The organism is Gemmatimonadota bacterium (genome assembly GCA_026705765.1).
In the GTDB taxonomy this organism is placed as follows: domain Bacteria; phylum Latescibacterota; class UBA2968; order UBA2968; family UBA2968; genus VXRD01.
Genome location: JAPPAB010000131.1, coordinates 1 through 21,826 on the forward strand (window position 1 = coordinate 1; position 21,826 = coordinate 21,826).

Genomic DNA, 21,826 nt, shown 5'->3' on the forward strand with positions numbered 1-21,826 from the left:
CCCCGCAAAAAGTGCGTGACAGCATGGGGATGAGGGGATGATTTTTTGGGTACAGCGCGCAGGCTAATCTGCGGTTGCTGCGCTGTTGTACAGCCGATGAGCAGCGTGAGCAAACAAAAGAATATATAACGCATAATCCTTAATCCCTGGGTGGGCGAGTTTTAGACTTGGGCTTTTTGAACTCCCACATCAGTTCGCTGCGGCCAAAATCGGTTTCGTGGGACTGCACGATGAGTTTGATGTACTTCGTCTGATCCGAAACAACCGGTGTTCTCATAACAGTATGCGCGGAAAAATAGAGTATAAGCAATTTTTCATTGCCCACATAAGTAATATTCACGGGCGGCTCTGCAAAATAGCGCACTTTTTCACCGGGCGTATAAGTGGGATAAATATACGTGCCAAAGACATCTGTGACTTCGATTTCTCTACCCGGCACAGAAACCTGAAGAGCTTCGAGCGGATAAAATGCCCGCTCTTCAATTTTGTCGGGTTCATACCCGATACCTTCGCTGTCTTCGAGGTAAATCGTCCAGCGACTGAGATCGAGATACGCCTTGTTGTAGATGGTATTGAATTTTAAGCGAATTTGAATATCGTCACCGAGTTGGTTTTGGCTGGCATACGCATCCCAGGTCTGGGCAGAAATGCTATCGGGACCGTAATGGGTTTGCAACATATCAAACTCTGAACGCACGAGATCGGGAACGTACAGCGTCGCTGAGATGAGCAGTGGAGAACGCACGACGCGATAGCGTTCGGAAACGTTCAACTCCCGGAATTGCAAATCGGGGTGATCGGCAATACTCGGTGCCTGTGGCAAATCATCTATGGGACGCACCGAAGGAATAAAACTGCGCACAGTCCATACCCTGAGCAATTGGGGATATGTCCAGGTATTACCCGGATCGGGTTCTGAAGGCAGGGTGAGTTTATACACCTCCTTTTTTCCCGAAAACTCCGGAAAAAGCGGCGAATTCTGAACGTGGTAATAGGGATATTCCGCAATGGGAATGGCAAAAACATCGCCCTTATTGATCAGCTTATCCAGGCGTTCAATTTGCTTGCTATCAAGCGCAGTTTTGAGCGAATCAAACACGGCACTGGCACTGTCATTAGCACGCTGACGCAAACTTCTCAAATCCTTGAGTTTTGGAATATAACCCTGCCACAAAAGAGCTTCGTTGGTTCGGCGAGCGCGTTCGGTTTGATATTCAATCACGACATCGCGAAGGGCGGAAACGTGTTTGGCAACATGTTCTTTCTGGTCGCCCTTCGCCTTGAGGTGTTTGCTCAATCGATCCGCTTCAAGCAGATCTTTCGTATTGGCACCCCAGGCGGTTTGGAGCGCGAAAAGTAACAGCGCGACAATTTTAATAACTCGGGACATGATATATCCTGTGTATATTTTATCTCTAAAGCCGATCCCTTATTTTAATGTTTGAATGCCCAAAAGGTTCAAAATTGCGTTTATCTCCTCCCGCGCCTCTTCCGCGATCCTTTGGGACGATTGTTGCGGCGATTCGGGATGTGTTTCAGCAGGTGAAAGTCTATCCGCAGGCGTTGCTGGTCGAGTTGGGCGAGTTGTACCTGAACCGAATCCCCAAGTCGGAAAGTAGTTCCCGTAGATTCGCCGACGAGAGCGCCTTGCAACTCGTGGTAAATATAATAATCATCCCAGAGATTTTTTACGTGAACCAGGCCCTCGATGAGCACATCATTGAGTTGAACAAAAAAACCAATAGAACGCACATCGACGATAACCGCATCAAAACACGCGCCCATCTTATCTTTCAAATAGAGAATCTGCATAAGCCGAATAGCATCCCACTCAGCTTGTTGCGCGGCGATCTCGCGTTGCGTCGCCAGATCTCCAATATCGGGCAAGCGGCGTGCGCGGCGCGCCATCTGTCCGGGCGTGCTGTCATCGTTAATCGCATCGCGTAAAATTCGATGAAGAACCAGATCGGGATAGCGCCGAATGGGCGATGTGAAATGCGTATAAGTATCGCAAGCCAATCCAAAATGACCGACATTTTCAGGTGTGTACACCGCTTTCTTCATAGAGCGCAACAGGCGATGACTCAAAATATGACCAACAGGCTCATCTTTGAAATTCGCGAGAAACGCCTGGATATTTTCCGCCCGCGAAGGATTTGAAAGGCGATACCCCAGTGTTCTCGCCAGATCGCAAAATTCGGCGAGTTTTTCACCGTCGGGCGGTTCGTGAACGCGATAGAGAATCGGGATACCGCCATCGGCCATGCGCCGCGCGACGATTTCATTTGCCAGAAGCATAAATTCTTCAATAAGACGATGACTATTCAAACGGGCGCGGGGACCAATGTGAATGGGGTGGCCCTGATCGTCGAGGACAATACGCGGTTCGGGAATCTCAAAATCGATCGTCCCCCTTGCCATGCGTCTCTCTGTCAGACGGCTTCTCAGAGCCTCCATATACATGAGAACATCGGCATACAATTCGGCGGGATTGACGACCGCGCACCCATCGCCATCGAGCACGCGCTGAACCTCTTCATAAGACAGACTCGCCCGACTGCGTATAACCGTCTCTGCAATTTGGGCGTCAATCAGCTCGCCATCGGGAGTAATCTGCGCCAGAACACTCAGAGCAAGGCGATCTTCACCGGGCTGTAGCGAACAAATATTTGCAGAAAGTCTCTCCGGCAACATGGGAATGACGCGATCGGGGAAATACACGCTGCTACCACGAGAGAGAGCTTCGTGATCAAGGGGCGAGCCTTCCGGAACATAGTAGCTCACATCGGCAATGTGAATACCCAGACAACAGGTCTGATCATCGAGAACCTGAAGCGACACAGCATCGTCGTGATCGCGCGCATCAACTGGATCAATCGTAAAACAGGTCAGATCGCGCAAATCGAGGCGTCGATCAATCTCCTCTGCGGGAATATCTTCTGAAATCGCTTCCACAGCTTCGAGCACATGTTGAGGAAAATCGAGAGGAAGGCCGAGTTTTTTGATGAGAATCAGGGTCTCAATCCCCGCATCGTCCGCACTGCCCAGAACCTCGACAATCCGCCCATCGGGATGGGCATTAGGTGAGGAATATGTGAGACGCACAACCACCTTTTGCCCCGCCTTAGCGCCACAGGTCAGGTCATCGGGAATATGAACGCGTGCGCGGATGCGCGGATCGTCGGAAGTAACGCGAGAACCGCCATCATACGTACCCACCATTGTTTGCTCGGCGCGTTCCACAATGCGAACCAACTCGCCTTCTGCGCGGTCGCTACCCTGTGCCCTGCGCGTGAGGCGCACCACAGCGCGGTCGCCGTGTCGCGCACGCCTCATATATCTCGCACCAATAAAAATATCTGCACCGCCATCTTCGGGCGCGAGCAAGCCATATCCACTGGACTGGACACTGATGCGACCGACGACGAGATTGTGATCAGACGGAATGCCGTAACGGCTACGGCGCAACTTGACGAGAAACCCATCGCGCACCATACCGCGAATCAGGCGGCGAAAATCTGAATAAGCCCGATCGGAAACGCGAAGCGCGCGAGCAAGCTCCCTGATTTTGAGCGGACGCCTGTGTTGTTGACGCACAAAATTCAGTACTTGATCGCGAGAGACAGACATATTTTTACAGGAGATAGGGTCAGATAAATAGGCGGGAGATAGGGTGGCGGTATTTGAGCTAAAGTGTTATACTGCTGTAGGTAATTCAGAGCAAATATACGGAAAGGGTGCGAAAAAGCAATGCAAAACCTCTACTACCTGATCGCTCTCTTGTGCTTTGGCGGGTGCGCCGCGCAATACGTTCTGGCACCCGATGGAGAATACGATTACCGCGTACCCCTCGGACGAGGTGATGCCCGTGCGGGATTTGAAACCCTATTTGCTTCCACCGTAAAAGTCGTGTGGACACCCCAATACACCAACGTGTACTACACACATGATATGAGGAATGACAGAGGGTTTCCGCTCCATTTGCCTTTAACAGATAAAAACAGCCCAACCGGCTACCGACTCTTGCGAAATGGTATCCGCGAAACCGTCGATTCTTATTCCAAAGTGGGCACCGCGCTTGTGATTTCACGGCAATCCGTAGCCAATCAATACAATTTTGCAGTTGCATTGACAAATGCACATCTGGTAACAGCACCGGATACCATTCGGTATTTCATGCGGGACCCCCGGGGCCTGGAAACAAATGTGCTCGAACGGATCTCCATTAAAATCAGCACCTCATTGCACGTGGTCAATCGCGATGGCGAAAGCATCTCTGCAAAAATCGTGCGCCTCGATCCCGAAGCAGACATGGCTTTACTCAAACTCACCATTCCCCATCTGATGAAAAAACCGGTACCTTTTCACCTGCGACTGGGCAAAACATCGGACCTGCAATGGGGCAATTTTGTCTATATCGCAGGACATCCAAAAAATAAGATACACCTCACTGCAGGCACCGTGAGTTTGGACGAAGACAACGATCAGTTTTTTGTCGATGCGCCCATCCGTGCGGGCTACAGTGGCGGACCTGTGGTCGCCGTACGAGATGGCTTGCCCAACCTTGAACTCGTGGGCCTTTGTCGCGGAGCCACAACAGAAACATTCCGCTTGCTGGTGCCCCACCATAGATTAAATGAAGGTGCGACATTATCGCCCGATTTACTCAGTCAAATCTCGGTTGAAGAGCGCGAAATGATAGAACCCGGTCTGGGTATTATCGTGGGAATAGAAGCCGTCAAACGCTTTTTATTGGACAGTCGCGAACCGCTTCGCGAGAACGGTATAAATATCAAAACCGATGCGGCAATGCGCATGTGGGGGTTTTGAATCCGGGCGGATTTGTATTATATTTCGATTGTCAATTCAGTTTAAAATTTTTACAAGGAGATCAAAATGAAACATCTTACTGCTTCTTTCCTGAGCGTATTCCTATTACCCGTTCTCGTCGGAGCGCACTGCGAGATACCGTGTGGGATCTATGGCGATGAGGGTCGGTTTGCTCTGCTATTGGAAAATGTGACCACCATTGAAAAATCGATGAACGAAATCAACAAATTATCGGGAGAAAGCGAAAAGAACAACAACCAGATCGTGCGGTGGGTCGTCAACAAAGAGCACCATGCCGATCAGATTCGCGACATCGTCGCACAATACTTCCTGGCGCAACGGATCACAGAACCTGCAGAAGGGGATACCGCGGCAGCAAAAGCCTATACTGAAAAGCTAATAGCCCTGCACAAAATTATACGCACGGCAATGAAATGCAAACAAACCACAGACCCGAAAAACGCGCAGACCTTGCGCGATCACATAAACGCCTTTCAGGCGCTTTACAATGCGAAATAGTTAGTCGTCATCACTGCTTTTTTAATGGGACAATCTCGTGAGACTGTCCCATTTTTTTGTTTTTTCTTGCGCATATGAATCGTCTTTGATATATTCTCCGCCCCGTTAGCACTCGACAGGTGAGAGTGCTAAAACAATCATCCGTTTCTTTTCACTCCACCTCGTTATAAGGAGGCTATAACAATGGCGAAGGTGAAACCCCTCGGGGATCGCGTGCTGGTCAAACCTGTTGAAGAAGAAGAACAGGTCAAGGGCGGCATCATCATTCCCGACACAGCCAAAGAAAAACCCCAGCGGGGCGAAATTGTGGCTGTTGGCGATGGCAAAGCCGACGACTCGGGTAACCGGATTGCACTGTCGGTCGCAGCTGGTGACACAGTACTTTACGGCAAGTATTCGGGCACAGAAGTCCGTCTGGACGACGAAGACTATCTGATCATGCCCGAAGGCGATATTTTAGCGATCATTGATTAATACCAATCATTAGTCCTAATCAGGAGGATAATAATGGCCAAGCAACTCGAATTTGATGTTGCCGCTCGCGAAGCCCTCAAACGAGGTGTAGATCAGTTGTCCGACACCGTAAAAGTCACACTGGGACCCAAGGGCCGCAATGTTGTACTGGACAAGAAATTTGGTTCACCCACTGTCACCAAAGACGGTGTCACGGTAGCCAAAGAAGTCGAATTGGAAGACCCCTATGAAAATATGGGCGCTCAGATGGTCAAAGAAGTCGCTTCCAAGACCTCTGACGTAGCTGGCGATGGCACAACCACAGCAACCGTACTCGCACAGTCGATATTCCACCAGGGCTTGCGCAATGTAACAGCCGGTGCCAACCCCATGGACCTCAAGCGCGGTATTGACAAAGCCGTGGCAGCCTCTGTCAGTCTGGTACACGACATGAGCAAACCCGTAGCGGGGCGTACAGACATCGCACAGGTTGCTTCTACCTCGGCCAACAACGACAAAGCCATTGGCGATTTGATAGCCGATGCAATGGAAAAAGTGGGCAAAGACGGCGTAATCACAGTCGAAGAAGCCCGCAGCATCGAAACCACACTGGACGTGGTCGAAGGCATGCAGTTTGACCGCGGATATGTGTCGCCTTATTTTGTCACCGATGCCGACAACATGGAAGCCATTCTGGAAGAAGCGTACATTTTAATTCACGACAAAAAAATCTCGGCAATGCGCGACCTGCTTCCCGTACTGGAAAAAATCGCACAAACGGGCAAGCCCCTGATGATCATTGCCGAAGATATCGAAGGCGAAGCCCTCGCCACACTGGTCGTAAACAAAGTGCGCGGCACATTGAAAGTCGCCGCAGTAAAAGCTCCCGGCTTTGGCGACCGCCGCACGGCAATGCTGGAAGACATCGCCATCTTGACGGGTGGTCGCGTCTTATCCGAAGATGCGGGCTTCAAACTGGAAAATGCCACCACCGCAGACCTCGGTGAAGCCAAACGCATTACCATCGACAAAGACAACACAACCATCGTCGAAGGCGGTGGTAATAGTGCCGATATCCAGGGACGCGTTGGACAAATTCGCCGGCAGATCGACGAAACCACATCTGACTACGACCAGGAAAAGCTGCAAGAACGCCTGGCCAAACTGGCCGGCGGTGTGGCCGTAATTAATGTGGGCGCTGCCACAGAAACAGAAATGAAAGAAAAAAAGGCCCGCGTTGAAGATGCCTTGCACGCCACGCGCGCCGCAGTTGAAGAAGGCATCGTTCCCGGCGGTGGCGTCGCATTGATTCGCGCTGCAGCTGGCCTGGATGAAACGCGCGAAAATGTTGACGGTGACGAAAAAACCGGCGTGGATATCGTGCGCCGAGCACTGGAAGAGCCACTGCGCCAGATCGCCAATAACGCCGGTGTTGAAGGCGCCCTGGTCGTACAAAAGGTCGCCTCTGGCGAAGGCAATTTGGGCTATAATGCCGATACAGACGACTACGAAGACATGATTCAAGCCGGCGTGCCCGACCCGACCAAAGTCACGCGGTCTGCACTCGAAAACGCCGCTTCGATAGCCAGTCTGTTATTGACGACCGAAGCACTGGTGGCAGATATACCCGAACCCGAGCCACCAGCACCTCCTGCACCTCCGGGTGGTGGAATGTATTAAGCGGTCAGTCTTTCGCAAACAAAAAGGGGATACTTTATTGGGTATCCCCTTTTTTATTTCGAACCACAAAAAAACACCTGATTATTGATCACCTCGCCTGCCTCTTTATCTGGATAACGAGACTCCCCATCAAAAAAAACAAAAGGCGGGTACTGCCCTGCGGGAATGGTATTGGCACCAGCAGGACGTTCCAGATTCGCCTCATTAAAAATCGCATCCTGGGGCAAAGCGAGTTGCGACTTCCAATCCCCATCCTGCAAAGTCAACCACACCAGACGCTTATCCTCTGTCTCCCAGTTTAATCCACGCGTGGGCTTGCCCTCATTCCAGCCCCTCCCAAGAGGTTGAAACTCCAGCAACGCATACAGAGTACCCGCTTCATCCACACTAAACGCACCCCGGCACCCCGTCGGACGGTGATCAGGAAAACCCCCATCAATGGACTCTCGCTGCCAGACACCCTCTGCATCGAGATAAGCGTGAACAATCTCACCCGGCTCATCCAGATGTGAAACATAGAGAATATGTGGACCCCCAGAAGAAACCACGATACAACCCTGTGCGAGAACCTCGGGACGGGGCATAGGTTCATGCCGCTCATCCTCCTCAGAACGCGCAAGAACATCGAGCTGCTCGGGCCGCGCTGGCAACGCGACGCGCGAGCCATCGGCCCTCTCCCACGTCTCGCCACCATCCCGGCTACACATATAACACACAGCCTGATGCAGCCCGCGGTGATCATAGGTCCCCCTCCCCTCGTAAAAATCTATCACAAGATGAATAACGCCATCTGCACCGACAGCCATACCCGTTTGAAACGCACCATAACCCGTATAATCCTCACGCCGCTTAACCAATTTCCCGCGTTCTCGCCAGGCTTCACCCTTATCTTTAGAATAAAAATCCACACCATCCCAGCGATTGGATGAACGCACCGTCAAATAAAGTGCATCGTCCAAACCGCACACAACAACCGGATAGGTCCCCGACCCGGCTGGCTCTCCCTCTGTCCACTCACTCGCATCATTGGGCCGCACCGACCGCCGATACGTCACCGGCGAATTATGACCACTCATAATCGCCTGCAAATAGCCCTGATGGTCAATAGTCATAACCGGACGCGCGTGATTATCGCGTCCCTGATTAAGCGTAAACGGTCCCAAACACTCGCCAGTATCGCGATCAAAAGTACAAACCCTGTTAAAATAGCCCTCACGCGTAACATCTTGCCAGACCACATGCGTCCTACCCTCATACGTAACAACCTTATTCCCCGCGCCAGAAGTCGCGCGCTCACTGCCAATTTGAGAGATTAATCTGGTCATATTGAACTCCCTCGAGTGTATCATATCCCAAACCGCTCAAAAATCAAATACTGATACGAATGTTCTTCCCCCGCCTCATACAAACATCCAACATCTCCCCCGGGCAACAGAGCCAGACAGGAATACGCTGCCGGACCCTCGTGCAACAGCTTTTCCCGGGACCACGTCTCCCCGCCATCCTCGCTCAAACGCACAGTCATATTCTCGCGCTCCCCTCGTCCCTTCCCTGGATAAAACCGCTCTCCAGCTTCGGGACTTTCTACCGGCGTAAGCGACACTGGATTTGAAAAAAACAACCGATCGCCTTCGCCTATCAAACTCGCCTGACATTTGGGACACGGCAAATTCGCATCGTGTACAACCTCTGACCAATTGTGTCCCCCATCCCCACTCACCGAAATCCCCCGCAACCCCTCGCTATACGTCTGCATCCGAATATTCATCTTCAACGACCCATCGGATAACTCGACAACCTGACATTCATTCGCACCCGGTGTAATCAACGTACTCATCTGCCACGTCGCCCCGTGATCATCGCTATAAATCGCATGCGAACCATTCCCATAAGTCTCATCCTCCCGGTGATCGCACGGAATCACCAGCCGTCCCCTGTGCTCCCCCCGCTGCAACTGAATACCAACACCCGGACCCGTCGCATACCAATTCCACGAAGGCTTCTTCACAACCGCAGTAATCTCCACAGGATCTGCCCACGTCTTCCCATCATCTCCACTATGCGTAATAAACACATCGTCATTCTCTCGACAAAACGGCAACCAGATCACACCCGTATCACCATCCACTACAGGACACGGATTGCCAATCGTCACCTCCCCAGGCTCCCCGTAAATCAACAACTGTTCAGACCACGTCTCCCCACCGTCCTCCGACCGCTTCACCAGCAAATCGAGATCCCCGTGATCTCCCCGCCCGGTGCGCCGCCCCTCGCAAAACGCCAGCAGTGTCCCCGCCTTTGTCACCAGCAATGCGGGAATGCGATACGTGTGATATCCATCTTGTCCACTGGTATATACATGTGTCTTCATAACGCCTCCCTTGTATTATGCTCCCTCTACAGGAACCAGCCGCAGCGCATTCTCGCAATAAATCTTCCGCCTGACATCCCGCGGCAAATCCAACTCCTCCAGGTGCACCTGCAACGCATTCCCCGGAGCATCGCGCCCAAACAGCAAACGATCCTGATACTCGATCAAAAAATCTCGCCCCCCATCCTCCATCCGCTGCAACGCATTCAGCCCAGACCCCGCCGACAAATCCGCCCAGAGATTCGCATATTCTGCAAACAAATCGAACAAGCGTCCCCCCGGCACAATCTCACCCGAAGGATAGACCTCCGCATCCGTCGCCTCATCCCCACTCACATGCCGCCAGAACCCAGGCGCGTGACCGACAAATACCGTATCTGGACACGCCTGCAACGCCTGCTCCAGCGCGCCAATCTCCCCACCATACCAATACTCCTGATACACCCCATTCAAAAACGGCGTATCAATATGCAAAACCACTGGCGCACCCAACGCACCCGCCTTGCGAAATAACAAAATCGCCCGCGGATCATTCAACAACATCCGATAGCTCCACTCCCCGCACACCCGAACGCCGTGTGAATAATACGCCGCCTCAAAAAGCCCTGCAGCATCGCCCTCTGAAGGACAGGGACAATATCCCGCAACAAACCGACCCGGATACTTCTCACACGCCCGCGAAAGATCATTCAACGTCGTCCCCGCATGCGTGCCATCGGGCCGCGCATTGACCGGATTAAACACGCGATGGCTGCTCGCCACATGCTCACCTGGTGGCAAATACCACGTAAGCAACCACGCCACATCATACCCGAACTGATCCATCTCATTCAGCACGCCCTCGGCATTCAAACCGTGATAATAAATGTGATTATGCGCATCAATAATCATCGTACAAACCCCCGGATTTCATAATTTCCCTTGACGAAGTTCAATCCTAAAATAATATTAATCTCGCGTCATTCAAGAACGAAAACCCCAATCACGGTCAAATGTCCAACTCTCAATTAGATCTCTCGACAAAAATCGCCAAAAGGCTCACCCTCAAAAACCCCGTCATCATGGCATCGGGCACTTTTGGGCACGGCGCCGAATACGCGTCCCTCTTTGACCTGAGCAAAATCGGCGGCATCGTCACAAAAACCATCACCTATCACCCCCGGGCGGGCAACCCACCGCCGCGCACAGCCGAAACCCCATCCGGCATGCTCAACGCCATTGGCCTGACCAACCCGGGCATAGACGCATTCATCGCCGAAAAAGTCCCACCCCTCGCCGCGCTCAACACCGGACGCATCGTCAGCATAGCGGGAACATCGGACCGGGAATTTGCCGACATGGCCGCCCGGTTCAATGACCTCGAAGGCATAGACGCCCTCGAACTCAACATCTCATCGCCCAACATGAAAGACGGCGGCATGCTCTTTGGCTGTTCCGAACGCGCCGCCCACAACGTAACCCGAGCCGTCAAAGCCGTATCGCAACTACCCATCATCGTCAAACTCACCCCAAACGTAACCGACATAGCCGCCATAGCCGGCGCAGTCGAAGAAGGCGGAGCAGACGGCATCGCCCTCATCAACACCCTGTTGGGCATGGCAATCGACATAGACACGCGACGCCCCATCCTGGGAAATATCACAGGCGGCTTATCTGGCCCCGCGATCAAACCCGTCGCCCTCGCCCTGCTCTGGAAAGTCGTCGAACGGGTCTCTGTCCCGGTCATCGGCATGGGCGGCATAGCCACAGCGCGCGACGCCATTGAATTTCTCATCATTGGCGCATCCGCCATACAGGTCGGAACCACAACCTTTGTTCGCCCTCTTGCGGCTCTGGAGATACTCGATGGCATTGCAGACTATTGCAAAACACACAAAATCGACCGCATATCCGACCTCGTCGGCAGCATGCAACCACCTGCGGCGCATTAAAATCTCCCATCTGCTCTGCATCCTCCTCTGCGTCTCTATCATGGGATGTGCATCGCACCCCCGCTATCGCGGCAAACCCATCACAGACAAATCCAAACCCTCCAAACCCTCCAGGCCCGTATCCCCCTCTCCAAAATACCGATCATCTCAAATAGGCTACACATCTTACTACGCGCACAAATTTCACGGACGGCCAACAGCCAGCGGTGAAATCTACGACATGAACGGCTTATCCGCCGCACACCGCGAACTGCCCCTCGGCACCATCATTCGCGTCACCCACCTGAGCAACGGCAAATCCGTCGTCGTCAAAGTAAATGACCGCGGACCCTTCGTGGAAGGACGCATCCTCGACCTCTCCCTCGGCGCAGCCAAAAAACTCGACATGGTCAATGAAGGCGTAGCCCGAGTCAAAATCGAAATCGTCAAATCCGTCGATTAACCCTCCTCTCCATCCCAATACTCATACATATCCGCGATCACATCATCAATCGGAGCGCGGTGAGTCTCCACATCGCGAATAGTCGTTTGCTCTGCCGCTTCATCGAGCAAAGTGGGTATCGATAGTTGTGCCGCATCAAACGTAAAGTGATGGCGATTGCCTTCGCTCTCGATAAATTGAACGCCTGAAAGTTGTGGCGGAGACGTATCGGCAGTCTCAATAATAAGATGCCTGCGGTCCCCAAATTGACCGCGCAACTCCCGAAAATCCCCATCAAACGCGACATTGCCCTTATCGATCATCACAATGCGCCCCGCGAGCTGCTCCAGCTCATCCATATCGTGACTCGTAATCATAACCGTAACGCCCTTTTCCCGATTGAGACGCTTGATAAACGCCAGCATATTGCGTTTGGCAAGCACATCAACCCCGATAGTAGGCTCGTCCAAAAAGAGAATCTCAGGCTCGTGCATCAACATAAGCGCCAGATCCGCCCGCATCTTTTGCCCCAGACTGAGCTGACGCGCCAGACTATTGAAAAATTCATCAATCCCCAGAAGATTCTTCACAAAATCGAGCATAGCATCATACCGGTCCCGGGGAATATCCCAAACCACGCGCTTCCACTCAAAACTCGCCGCAACGGGCTGGTCCCACCAGAGTTCTGTTCGCTGACCAAAAACCACGCCAATACGCTCGACATAATGCACGCGATCCTTCATCGGATCCATACCCAGACAGCGAACCGTCCCAGACGTCGGTGCAAGAACACTGGAAAGCAGCTTAACAGTCGTGGATTTTCCCGCGCCATTGGGACCTGCATACGCCACGATCTCGCCGCGGCGAATCTCGAGATTCACCTTCTGCAACGCGCGAATCTCCCGGACATTGGGCCGAAACAAATTCTTGAAAACATCCCGAACCTTCTCCGAACGCTGACGCTGGTAAAAAATCTTATCGACCTCGGTAAGCTCAACCGCGATGTCCGAAACCGAGGTAGCGCTGTGACCCGGTCTGTGCATAGTGCTGCATTCCTTTTTTAAATAAAATCCAGGCGATCAGAGACAAAATCACCGCCACCAGCGGCGTATGCCACAGGCTCGACGGCGCAATACCCAGCAACTGGCGACAGGGATACCACGCGACAAAACCCACGGGCAAAACAGTAAGCATACTGACAAGCACATAGCTGCTCAAACCATCCAGCGGAAAAGACTTGAGCTGAAACATAAAATTAACCGCACGGCTACTGATTTCCTCCGCAGCAACCGGCGCCCAATACGCCAGACTCCCCCACGCAAAAGAAAAAGATAGCACAATCGCGCAGGAAGACGCGAAATTGCAGAAAAACATCAGCCACCAGTACAGAGAAAACACCGCATCAATCTGAAAAATAGCCCAGGACCAGATACCAATCCCCGTCAACAAAGACCACGACCCGGAAAAAGGCATAAACCCCTCGGTCAACAACCCCATCCACACCGGCTGGGGTTGCACCAGCGTGTGATCCATCTGACCGCGCCCAATACGCCGACTGATCTGGAGCACATTATAGCTAAACCCCATATCTAAAAACCCGCGAACAAGCGCGGCATAACCCAGCATAAAAACAATCTGATCCCGCGACCACAGGCCAATACCTTCAAACCGCTCCGCCAGCAGAAAAACCGCTGTAACACCCGCGAGATTGAGAATGATATCCGAGATAATATTGATCAAAAAAAACCGAAAATCCCGCGTCATCCACATAAAATCCAGATAAGCCTGCACCCGCCAGCGAGCGAAGAGTGTAGTCAAAGTCTTCAGGATATTTATCCCCCATGTGAAACCAGACGTTCGCGATTGGCATTCCAGAACCAGTGCGCGACGGGCCAGAGCACAACAGCCCAAAAAGCTTGCAGGCCGATAAGAAAAAAGGGATCCCCCGTACCCGTATAAATGCGCAGTGGCGCAGAAGCCAGCGAAGCAAAAGGCAAAAAAGTCAGAACATCCCCAATCCCCCAGGGCATCAGCGCAAGAGGAATAATAGCCCCCGACAACAAAACACTAACCGCATCTCGAATCTGCGTCAAAGCATAGACATGTTGCTCCAGCAAAACCATAAAACTCGCAAAAATGAAATCAAACGCCGCGCCGATGGCAATACCCAGACCCAGACTGAAGAAAAACAAAACACCGGCAAACGCGCTCTCCGGCAAAGGATTCACCCCCAGAAGGGGCGCCAGACAAAAAAGCGGCAGTGAAAACAAAATCAGATTGGGCAAACCCGAACCAAACATCTCCGCGATAAACTGACCGTAAATACCCACCGGGCGCAAAAAGCGATTGGCAATATCCCCGCGCCAGAGCGCCCCATCCAGACCTGTACGCACGGAAATCTGCCCGGCAAAAACCTCTGCAATCAGAGTATAAGTAAGCACCGCATTGCGCGTCATCCCAGAAACCTCCCCGGACTCTGGCAACAACATCCGCCACAGAGAAAGCAGGAACACCACGCGCAACAGGCGCAAAACAGAGCCACCGACAAGAACCCACCCCTTGTCATCCAGGGATCGGGTGGCAACCATAACAATGGTCTTGAGATGTTTATGGGCTGTAACAAATATCATCCCAAAATCCGATCTACCGTATCCACCGCCTGCACAACACAATCGGGAATCGCCGACCCGCGATACGCACTCCCCGTCAAAAACAACCCGCCCACCTGCGCGGCGAGACGCTCCATTTTAGCCACGCGCTCCAGATGCCCCACATCGAACTGGGGGCGTCCTCTCTTCCAGCGAAAAACGCGCGCAAACAGCGGATCAGACGTCACCCCCATCAGATCTTTCAACTCCTCGCGCGACAGTGCAACCAACGCCTCATCATCCAGACCCACCAGATCTTCCTGCCCTGCGCCCCCCACAAAAGTACGCACCAGAACCCCATCGTCCGGCGCGCGAAAATCCAGCTTCGTCGAAACCCAGGTACATGCCGTAATCCGCCGCCCCTCGTGTTTTGGCGACAAAAAACCAAACCCCTCAAAATCGTGTTGTCCCTCGACATCTCTCTTTCGATACGCCAGAGAAACCGTCGCCGTTGAAACATAGCGAATATCGCGCAACAAAAGACTCAAATCCGGCGCGAAATCCGCCACCAGATCAGCGGACACATAAGCCGGCGTCGCCAACACCACGGCATCTGTCCCGATCACCTCCTCACCTGCGACCACCTCAAATCCCCCACCCACCTTTCTAACAGACCCAACCGCAACACCCCGGCGCAAATCCCCATCCAAACCCGCAATCAAAGTATCGACCAACTCGCCCATCCCCCCGACCAGCGTCTGAAACATCGCAGTCCCCGTAGATACGCGCATCTTCCTCATCGCCCGCACCCCCTTAATCAAACTCCCATAGCGCTGCTCCATCGCCACATACATCGGAAACGCACACCGCATACTCAAACGCTCTGCATCTGCACTGTGGATACCCGCCAGCATTGCCCCCCCAATATTCACAGCCTCCCTGCCCAACCGCCGCCGAATAAAACTCGCCAAACTCTCATCCCCCTCGTCTCTCCGCCGCGGAACAAACACCTCCAGCCCCATCCTCACCTTTCCAGAAAACGAATACAGCGGTGACGTCACCAGAGACCAGAATCTCGCGGGCACCAGAGAAAAATCCTCCGGAAAAGCCACCAACTTCCCATCCCGCACCAAAAACGTCCGCTGTCGATCATTATTCGTCGAAATCAGCCGATCTGCCAACCCCAGATCCCTACACAACTGAATCCCCGCGGGCTTTTGCGTCAACAGCAAATCCGGACCGCCCTCAATCAAAAATCCATCCACAGACTCCGTCGCAATCATCCCGCCCCACCGGTCACTGCGCTCCAGCAACACATACTGGACATCGCGCCCTTGTTCTCTGGCTCTTTTCTCCAAATAAAAAGCGGTCGCAAGACCCGCTATGCCACCGCCAATAATAGTTATATGCATATCGTTATCACCCCTCAAATCACCTCTTCCACAGCATCGGCAACCGCCTCGATAAACACGGGATCGCTATTCATCATCTCTGTACGCGCCAGGCGAATCCCGCATTGTTGTGCAATCTCCTGGCAACCGATATCAATATCGTAAAGCACCTCGACGTGATCGCACACAAAACCAATAGGCGCAACCAGAACATCGCGATAATTGCCAGAAGCCAGTGCCGGAATCACATCTTCAATCTGCGGACCCAACCAGGGCTCGCCCGTATGTGCGGCACTCTGATATGAAAACATCCAATCCACCGGACCCAATCGATCCACAATCGCCTGAGCATTGCGCTTTAATTCATCGTCATAGGGATCGCCCATCTTCAACAACCGCGCCGGCAAGCTATGCGCCGAAAAAACCACCTTTGCCTTCCGTCTCGCATCCTCCGGAAACTTCTCCAAACCCGCCCGTACCTTTGCCGCCTGCGCCTCAATCAACCGGGGCTGATCGCACCACGAATTGACATAGACAAACTCAATAGCACCCCCCACCTCTTTTAATGCATCCTCGACCTTCTGCTGATACAGCCCAATACTCATCCGCGAATAATGCGGCGCCATCACAATGCCCACAGCCTTTTCAACACCATCCCCCTGCATCTTCGCCACCGCCTCCACAATCCGCGGCTTCCAATGACGCATCCCCGCATATGCCTTCACATTCCGCCCGCGCTTCTTCAACGCCGCCTCAACATGCCCTGCCTGCTCAAACGTGCGGTCATTCAGCGGCGACCTGCCACCGATCTGCGCATAGCGGCTGCGAAACTCCGCCACAAACTCTGGCGGCATCGGCCTCCCACCCCGAATATCGCTCAAATAAGCCGCCATATCATCCAGCGAATCGGGGCTGCCATACGCCATCAAAAGCACACCAATTGTCTTCTCATCGCGCCGTATATTCATGCACAAAATCAACCAATCTCCGCACATTCTCCACAGGTGTGCGCTGTAAAATCCCATGACCCAAATTAAAAATATGCCCCGGCTTTCCCCTCACCGAATCCAATATGCGCCTCGTCTGCCGCGTTATCTCCTCAAAAGGCGCAAACAACACAACGGGATCCAGATTGCCCTGCACACCCACATCATCGCCCAAACGACGCCACGCCACATCTATATCAACCCGCCAATCAACGCCAATAACATCGCCCCCCGCCTCTTTCAACAACTCGAGAATACCCGCCGTACCCGTACCAAAATGAATAAGCGGCACATCCACCTCTTCTTTCGCAATCGCAATCGCCTTTTGCGAATGCGGTAACACGTACTCGCGATAATCTGCCGGACTCAACGCCCCGACCCAGCTATCAAACACCTGCAACGCCCCGGCACCCGCCCGGACCTGCGAGATGAGATAATCGCCAATCGCCGTCGCCATCATATCCATCAAACGATGCCATTGTTCTGGCTCGCCATACATCAACCCCTTGGCAACCTCGTAATTGCGCGACGAACCGCCCTCCATCGCATAACAAACCAGCGTAAAAGGCGCACCTGCAAAACCGATCAACGGAACGCGACCATTGAGTTCTGCGACAGCCATCCGAATAGCATCACCCACATAAGGCATCGCCTCTTCGGCGGGTCTCACGATCAACGCATCGATATCTGCCACCGTGCGAATCGGATTGTGAATAACCGGACCCTCGCCCTTTACATAATCCAGATCCAACCCCATCGACTCGAGAATCGGCAGCAAATCCTGAAAAATAATCGCAGCATCCACATCATAGGCATTCACCGGTTGCATCGTAATCGCCGTAGAAATCTCGGGCGTCTTCACCATATCGAGAAAACGATAGCGATCGCGATACGTCCAATAAGCCTTCATATACCGCCCGGCCTGACGCATAAACCAGACAGGCGTCGCATCCACACACTCGCGGCGACACGCTCTTAAAAAACGATCTGAACCATCACGCATCATCCATACCCTCCAGCACCCGCATCAAATCCTCCAGCGACACAATTTCTTCGCCCGTTCTGAGAGCCTCTGGCGCGGCATCTTCCCCAGAGGTCCCAAACACAAACCACTCAAACTCGCGCAAAAACTTCAAACAATGCCACTCTCCTGTACGCGCGTAATCTTCGCTACACAACTCCCGCGGAATCGGACACCCGTCGTACAGCCCGCGTGGACACGGCCTGCGTTTTTTCCCCATCCCTGTACCTCACAAAATTTTAAGATGTTGATCCAGTTCGTAACCCGTCACCTGCGCCCTGTAATTGGCCCATTCGATCTTCTTATTCGCAATAAACTTCTCAAAAATGTGATCGCCCAGGGCATTGCGAAGCAAATCGCTGCGCTCGGCCAGATCAATAGCCTGTGACAGATCCAGAGGCAGAGTCTTAATACCCGCACGCTCCCGTTCAGCACTGGACATCTCAGCCACATTTTTTTCCATAGGCGGCGGCACTTCATAGCGCTTTTCAACACCCTCCAACCCCGCAGCCAACATAATTGCAAATGCCAGATAGGGATTGCAGGCCGGATCGGGCGACCGGTATTCGATGCGCGTAGTACTCTCCTTATCCAGAGAATAGGCTGGCACGCGCACCAGATCCGAACGATTGACCACCGACCACGTCGTGTACAAAGGCGCTTCATAACCCGGCACCAACCGCTTATACGAATTGACCCACTGATTGGTCACCAGCGTTATCTCACACGCATGTTTGAGCAAGCCCGCAATAAAATACCGCGCCGTATCCGACAGATGGTATTCGCCTTCAGCGTCGTAAAACGCGTTAGCCTCTCCCTTAAACAGCGACATATTCGTATGCATACCATTGCCATTGACGCCAAAAAGAGGCTTGGGCATAAACGTTGCCCAAACGCCGTGTTTCACGGCAATCTCCTTCACCACCAAACGGTAGGTCATCGCATTGTCCGCCATCGTCAGCGCATCGGTATAAAGCAAATCGATCTCGTGTTGACTCGGCGCATCCTCGTGATGGCTGGACGCCACCTCAATCCCCATCTTCTCCAGAGTCAAAACCGTATCCCGGCGCAAATCACTCGCCACATCCAGAGACGTCTGATCAAAATATCCACCCTCATCCAAACCCTTGAGAGGAACCTCGGGTTTTTCAAAATAGAAAAACTCCATCTCTGGACTGACGTAAAACGCAAAACCCATATCGCCTGCACGTCTCAAATTCTTTTTCAGCACCCAGCGCGGATCTCCCCGATATGGATTTCCCCCCGGCTGGAGAATATCGCAAAACATACGCGCAACCGTACCGCCTTCTTGCGGACGAAAAGGCAGCACCTGAAAAGTATTGGGATCGGGCATAGCGATCATATCGCTCTCGTCGATGCGCGCAAAACCCTCTACGGACGACCCATCAAAACCGATCCCCTCTGTCAAAGCACCATCGAGTTGCTCAACGGGAATGGCGACACTCTTTAGAAAACCCAAAATATCCGTAAACCAGAGCCTGACAAATTTGACCCCGTGTTCTGACGCGGCATTCAGCACGTATTCGCGGCTTCCTTCATTCATAGTCCTGACCTGTATTTTAACTGTGAAACAGCATCGAAATAATAGTCAAACTTACGCTGATTATATTTCCAGCAGGTTTCATAAGTGTTTCGCTAATATTAAAACTCAAGTTGTGAGGTATAAAGCAGAAAGACTATAAGCCAAAAACACGACAGTGACCATATATCGTTTTTTTTTACCATATATAGTGAGAAAAATCTAAAATGCAGGTTGGCTTTTTTAGAATAAAAAAATATATCTTTATTAGAAATAATCTTTTATGAATAAAATTATTTATAGAAATCCAAATTGGCATAGTTATTGCAGGCTAAAATAGTTATTGCAGGCTAAAGGGTAGTGTTAATAATATACCAGCTATTAGTGAAAAACATCTAAGATGCTGGAGTTACCCTGCTTTAGTGGATAGTGTAGAAGTTTCAACCCCATCTTCCTGCGCTTATTCCTTACCACCCATTCCAAAAAGGAGGACCATCGTTATGAACCTTCGAACATTACTTCCCATTGTCGGATTGCTCGTGCTGGCCGGCGTCTTTTCCAATGCGCCTCCCGCCCTGGCAGAATGTGAACTCCCTCTCGGCGTGATGCCTCCTCCGGACCCGAGTGTGACTGCGCAACAGGTGGAAGACGGCAGCGCTACCCTGAAAGAATTCGCGCTGGCCGCGAGAGAGATATTCAGGAGCCAGACCCAGGTAATAACGACACTGGAACAAGCGACATACTTTGGATGTCTCGTCAGGCAGGAGGGGTCTGCTTACCGTTCCGATTCCACCTATCTTGTGCAACTGACGCCCGATGGCAGGATATTCGTTCACTCGAAGGACATGTTATTGTCGGGCAGGCTACTCAACCCCGTGATTTATGGAACGATCCTTTCTGCGCTGGGAGTATCCTTAACTGATCTGGCCAATCTGGCTTCTACCGATCCCGCTACCGCTGCCCAGGCTTTCGCCGCCGTCATGAGCACATTGTCGCAAGAACCGGATGCCGCATTCGATGCGACCACCCCTATTCCAGGTCTAAGTCCGGGGGGTATACCAGGTGCCTCCGGCTATGCCACCGTATATTTGTCGGCCAATTTACGACTCCCGATCATATTGCTCGCCGGATTCGATCTCAATGAAACTCACGTGGTTGAAGAAGACCTCGATTACGGCGACCCGGCCATTACCGCCGTGGAAGTGGTAGATAGAGAAACCCTGAAGACCTTCGTCACGGAAGCGGGGAACTACTTTCTGGCACTCCAGGAGACCGGCGACTTCTCCGCTTCTTCGAAAGCCAGGATCGCCTTACGGGATGAGAACGGGCCCTGGAGACACGGTTCCGTGTACCTCTACGTCCTGGATACTGTCAGCAACGTCATCCTGTTTCACGGTGCATTTCCGGACAGATTCGAGCTACGACCTCTGATACCGACTGTCCGAGATGTCGTGACCGGAGAGTTCATACTACCGCAGGTCATTGAAGCGGCGAAAAGGGACCCAGAAGGCGGCTTCGTGGAGTATTACTTCGACGATCCTACCGACGACACAGACAGCGCCGACATCCCCAAGATAGGATACGCACGCGAGTTCGCAAGTTCGTTCCAGAGGGCAGACGGAAGCGTAGTTCCAGTCAACATCATCGTTGGATCGGGTTTTTATGGAAGCGCACCCGTTGTCCCGGACGGTCCCTATACAGAAGTGGAAGCCACAATCTCAGGCGATGCCGTCGAGGGATTGACCGTCGAATTTGCGCGATCTATCGCTGGCCGTCAGCCCGACTACGCCTATAACGCTGTCACAGATGCCAATGGCTATCTGTCCCTGACCATCTCCAACCCAGATGGGGTCAGTGGTTATTATCAGGCCCGCGCTCGCAACGCCGATGGCGAGATCGTCGGCCAGTGGCACTCCATTCCCCTCAATCACAATCAACGCCAGGTCCTGGAACTGACGCTGGGCGGTGGTATGAAGGTCGTACGAGTAGAACCACTAACCGCAGCCAAGCCAGTGGCAGTATCCGAGTCCGTGTTATCAGCCGAGACAGTGCCGGAAGTTAGTGGACTGGCACCCAACTTTCCCAACCCATTCAA

The 21,826-nt window shown here is 52.6% G+C and carries 20 protein-coding genes; 7 read left to right on the forward strand and 13 right to left on the reverse strand.

The window, feature by feature from the left end; genetic code table 11:
• Positions 1–139: 139 nt before the first annotated feature.
• Both OXH16_17455 and rnr read right to left on the reverse strand, forming a co-directional pair.
• A complete protein-coding gene (locus OXH16_17455) occupies positions 140–1,390 on the reverse strand; it encodes a hypothetical protein (GenBank protein MCY3683185.1) in 1,251 nt (416 codons plus the stop codon).
• An 80-nt stretch (positions 1,391–1,470) separates the two neighbouring features.
• Positions 1,471–3,630 (reverse strand): ribonuclease R, encoded by a 2,160-nt coding sequence (rnr, locus tag OXH16_17460; protein ID MCY3683186.1) that lies wholly within the window; start codon positions 3,628–3,630, stop codon positions 1,471–1,473.
• Between the two features lie 120 nt (positions 3,631–3,750).
• On the opposite strand from rnr, the gene OXH16_17465 reads away from it, so the two are divergent.
• From OXH16_17465 to groL, 4 genes are all read left to right on the forward strand, one after another.
• On the forward strand, positions 3,751–4,830 hold the full coding sequence (locus OXH16_17465; GenBank protein MCY3683187.1) for a serine protease: 1,080 nt from the start codon (positions 3,751–3,753) through the stop codon (positions 4,828–4,830).
• Between the two features lie 66 nt (positions 4,831–4,896).
• A complete protein-coding gene (locus OXH16_17470) occupies positions 4,897–5,349 on the forward strand; it encodes a superoxide dismutase (protein ID MCY3683188.1) in 453 nt (150 codons plus the stop codon).
• Positions 5,350–5,532: 183 nt separating this feature from the next.
• Positions 5,533–5,823, forward strand: coding sequence for a co-chaperone GroES (gene groES, locus OXH16_17475; GenBank protein MCY3683189.1), 291 nt, complete (start codon positions 5,533–5,535; stop codon positions 5,821–5,823).
• A gap of 33 nt (positions 5,824–5,856) precedes the next feature.
• Positions 5,857–7,482 carry a chaperonin GroEL gene (gene groL / locus OXH16_17480; GenBank protein MCY3683190.1) on the forward strand — a complete coding sequence of 542 codons (1,626 nt, stop codon included), beginning with the start codon at positions 5,857–5,859 and terminating at the stop codon, positions 7,480–7,482.
• A 53-nt stretch (positions 7,483–7,535) separates the two neighbouring features.
• On the opposite strand, the gene OXH16_17485 is transcribed toward groL, so the two are convergent.
• The 3 genes from OXH16_17485 to OXH16_17495 are packed head-to-tail and all read right to left on the reverse strand — an operon-like array spanning position 7,536 to position 10,744.
• The gene (locus tag OXH16_17485) at positions 7,536–8,807 is read right to left on the reverse strand and encodes a BNR-4 repeat-containing protein (GenBank protein ID MCY3683191.1); all 1,272 of its coding nucleotides are present in this window, start codon (positions 8,805–8,807) and stop codon (positions 7,536–7,538) included.
• A gap of 20 nt (positions 8,808–8,827) precedes the next feature.
• Complete coding sequence (locus OXH16_17490) at positions 8,828–9,853, reverse strand: sialidase family protein (protein ID MCY3683192.1); 1,026 nt, start codon at positions 9,851–9,853, stop codon at positions 8,828–8,830.
• Positions 9,854–9,868: 15 nt separating this feature from the next.
• Complete coding sequence (locus OXH16_17495; GenBank protein ID MCY3683193.1) at positions 9,869–10,744, reverse strand: amidohydrolase family protein; 876 nt, start codon at positions 10,742–10,744, stop codon at positions 9,869–9,871.
• Positions 10,745–10,845: 101 nt separating this feature from the next.
• Here OXH16_17495 and OXH16_17500 point away from each other — a divergent pair, with 101 nt between their 5' ends.
• Positions 10,846–11,784 (forward strand): dihydroorotate dehydrogenase, encoded by a 939-nt coding sequence (locus tag OXH16_17500; protein ID MCY3683194.1) that lies wholly within the window; start codon positions 10,846–10,848, stop codon positions 11,782–11,784.
• A gap of 40 nt (positions 11,785–11,824) precedes the next feature.
• Positions 11,825–12,226, forward strand: coding sequence for a septal ring lytic transglycosylase RlpA family protein (locus tag OXH16_17505; protein MCY3683195.1), 402 nt, complete (start codon positions 11,825–11,827; stop codon positions 12,224–12,226).
• On the opposite strand, the gene OXH16_17510 is transcribed toward OXH16_17505, so the two are convergent.
• The 8 genes from OXH16_17510 to OXH16_17545 are packed head-to-tail and all read right to left on the reverse strand — an operon-like array spanning position 12,223 to position 19,755.
• Positions 12,223–13,248: an ATP-binding cassette domain-containing protein gene (locus OXH16_17510; protein ID MCY3683196.1), complete on the reverse strand. Its 1,026-nt coding sequence runs from the start codon at positions 13,246–13,248 to the stop codon at positions 12,223–12,225. The genes OXH16_17505 and OXH16_17510 overlap by 4 nt on opposite strands.
• Positions 13,199–14,023 carry an ABC-2 family transporter protein gene (locus OXH16_17515; protein MCY3683197.1) on the reverse strand — a complete coding sequence of 275 codons (825 nt, stop codon included), beginning with the start codon at positions 14,021–14,023 and terminating at the stop codon, positions 13,199–13,201. Before OXH16_17515 ends, OXH16_17510 begins: the two co-directional genes overlap by 50 nt.
• A 14-nt stretch (positions 14,024–14,037) precedes the next feature.
• Positions 14,038–14,835 carry an ABC-2 family transporter protein gene (locus OXH16_17520; GenBank protein MCY3683198.1) on the reverse strand — a complete coding sequence of 266 codons (798 nt, stop codon included), beginning with the start codon at positions 14,833–14,835 and terminating at the stop codon, positions 14,038–14,040.
• Positions 14,832–16,205, reverse strand: coding sequence for a protoporphyrinogen oxidase (hemG, locus tag OXH16_17525; GenBank protein MCY3683199.1), 1,374 nt, complete (start codon positions 16,203–16,205; stop codon positions 14,832–14,834). The genes OXH16_17520 and hemG overlap by 4 nt, the downstream gene beginning before the upstream one ends.
• A gap of 14 nt (positions 16,206–16,219) precedes the next feature.
• Complete coding sequence (gene hemH, locus OXH16_17530) at positions 16,220–17,152, reverse strand: ferrochelatase (protein ID MCY3683200.1); 933 nt, start codon at positions 17,150–17,152, stop codon at positions 16,220–16,222.
• Positions 17,133–18,173 (reverse strand): uroporphyrinogen decarboxylase, encoded by a 1,041-nt coding sequence (hemE, locus tag OXH16_17535; protein ID MCY3683201.1) that lies wholly within the window; start codon positions 18,171–18,173, stop codon positions 17,133–17,135. Before hemE ends, hemH begins: the two co-directional genes overlap by 20 nt.
• Positions 18,166–18,411 (reverse strand): hypothetical protein, encoded by a 246-nt coding sequence (locus OXH16_17540; protein ID MCY3683202.1) that lies wholly within the window; start codon positions 18,409–18,411, stop codon positions 18,166–18,168. Before OXH16_17540 ends, hemE begins: the two co-directional genes overlap by 8 nt.
• A gap of 9 nt (positions 18,412–18,420) precedes the next feature.
• Complete coding sequence (locus OXH16_17545; GenBank protein MCY3683203.1) at positions 18,421–19,755, reverse strand: glutamine synthetase family protein; 1,335 nt, start codon at positions 19,753–19,755, stop codon at positions 18,421–18,423.
• Between the two features lie 476 nt (positions 19,756–20,231).
• Between OXH16_17545 and OXH16_17550 the strand changes: the two genes are divergently transcribed.
• A partial coding sequence (locus OXH16_17550; protein ID MCY3683204.1) for a hypothetical protein occupies positions 20,232–21,826 on the forward strand: 1,595 nt, incomplete at its 3' end.

Excerpts from the sequence above, each read along its gene's own strand:
- groL (MCY3683190.1), top strand. The coding sequence starts at position 5,857 with ATGGCCAAGCAACTCGAATTTGATGTTGCCGCTCGCGAAGCCCTCAAA.
- hemH (MCY3683200.1), bottom strand. The coding sequence starts at position 17,152 with ATGAATATACGGCGCGATGAGAAGACAATTGGTGTGCTTTTGATGGCG.
- OXH16_17510 (MCY3683196.1), bottom strand. The coding sequence starts at position 13,248 with ATGCACAGACCGGGTCACAGCGCTACCTCGGTTTCGGACATCGCGGTT.
- OXH16_17495 (MCY3683193.1), bottom strand. The coding sequence starts at position 10,744 with ATGATTATTGATGCGCATAATCACATTTATTATCACGGTTTGAATGCC.
- OXH16_17490 (MCY3683192.1), bottom strand. The coding sequence starts at position 9,853 with ATGAAGACACATGTATATACCAGTGGACAAGATGGATATCACACGTAT.
- OXH16_17545 (MCY3683203.1), bottom strand. The coding sequence starts at position 19,755 with ATGAATGAAGGAAGCCGCGAATACGTGCTGAATGCCGCGTCAGAACAC.
- OXH16_17540 (MCY3683202.1), bottom strand. The coding sequence starts at position 18,411 with ATGGGGAAAAAACGCAGGCCGTGTCCACGCGGGCTGTACGACGGGTGT.
- OXH16_17485 (MCY3683191.1), bottom strand. The coding sequence starts at position 8,807 with ATGACCAGATTAATCTCTCAAATTGGCAGTGAGCGCGCGACTTCTGGC.
- OXH16_17520 (MCY3683198.1), bottom strand. The coding sequence starts at position 14,835 with ATGATATTTGTTACAGCCCATAAACATCTCAAGACCATTGTTATGGTT.
- OXH16_17500 (MCY3683194.1), top strand. The coding sequence starts at position 10,846 with ATGTCCAACTCTCAATTAGATCTCTCGACAAAAATCGCCAAAAGGCTC.
- groES (MCY3683189.1), top strand. The coding sequence starts at position 5,533 with ATGGCGAAGGTGAAACCCCTCGGGGATCGCGTGCTGGTCAAACCTGTT.
- OXH16_17455 (MCY3683185.1), bottom strand. The coding sequence starts at position 1,390 with ATGTCCCGAGTTATTAAAATTGTCGCGCTGTTACTTTTCGCGCTCCAA.
- hemE (MCY3683201.1), bottom strand. The coding sequence starts at position 18,173 with ATGCGTGATGGTTCAGATCGTTTTTTAAGAGCGTGTCGCCGCGAGTGT.
- OXH16_17465 (MCY3683187.1), top strand. The coding sequence starts at position 3,751 with ATGCAAAACCTCTACTACCTGATCGCTCTCTTGTGCTTTGGCGGGTGC.
- OXH16_17505 (MCY3683195.1), top strand. The coding sequence starts at position 11,825 with ATGGGATGTGCATCGCACCCCCGCTATCGCGGCAAACCCATCACAGAC.
- rnr (MCY3683186.1), bottom strand. The coding sequence starts at position 3,630 with ATGTCTGTCTCTCGCGATCAAGTACTGAATTTTGTGCGTCAACAACAC.
- OXH16_17470 (MCY3683188.1), top strand. The coding sequence starts at position 4,897 with ATGAAACATCTTACTGCTTCTTTCCTGAGCGTATTCCTATTACCCGTT.
- hemG (MCY3683199.1), bottom strand. The coding sequence starts at position 16,205 with ATGCATATAACTATTATTGGCGGTGGCATAGCGGGTCTTGCGACCGCT.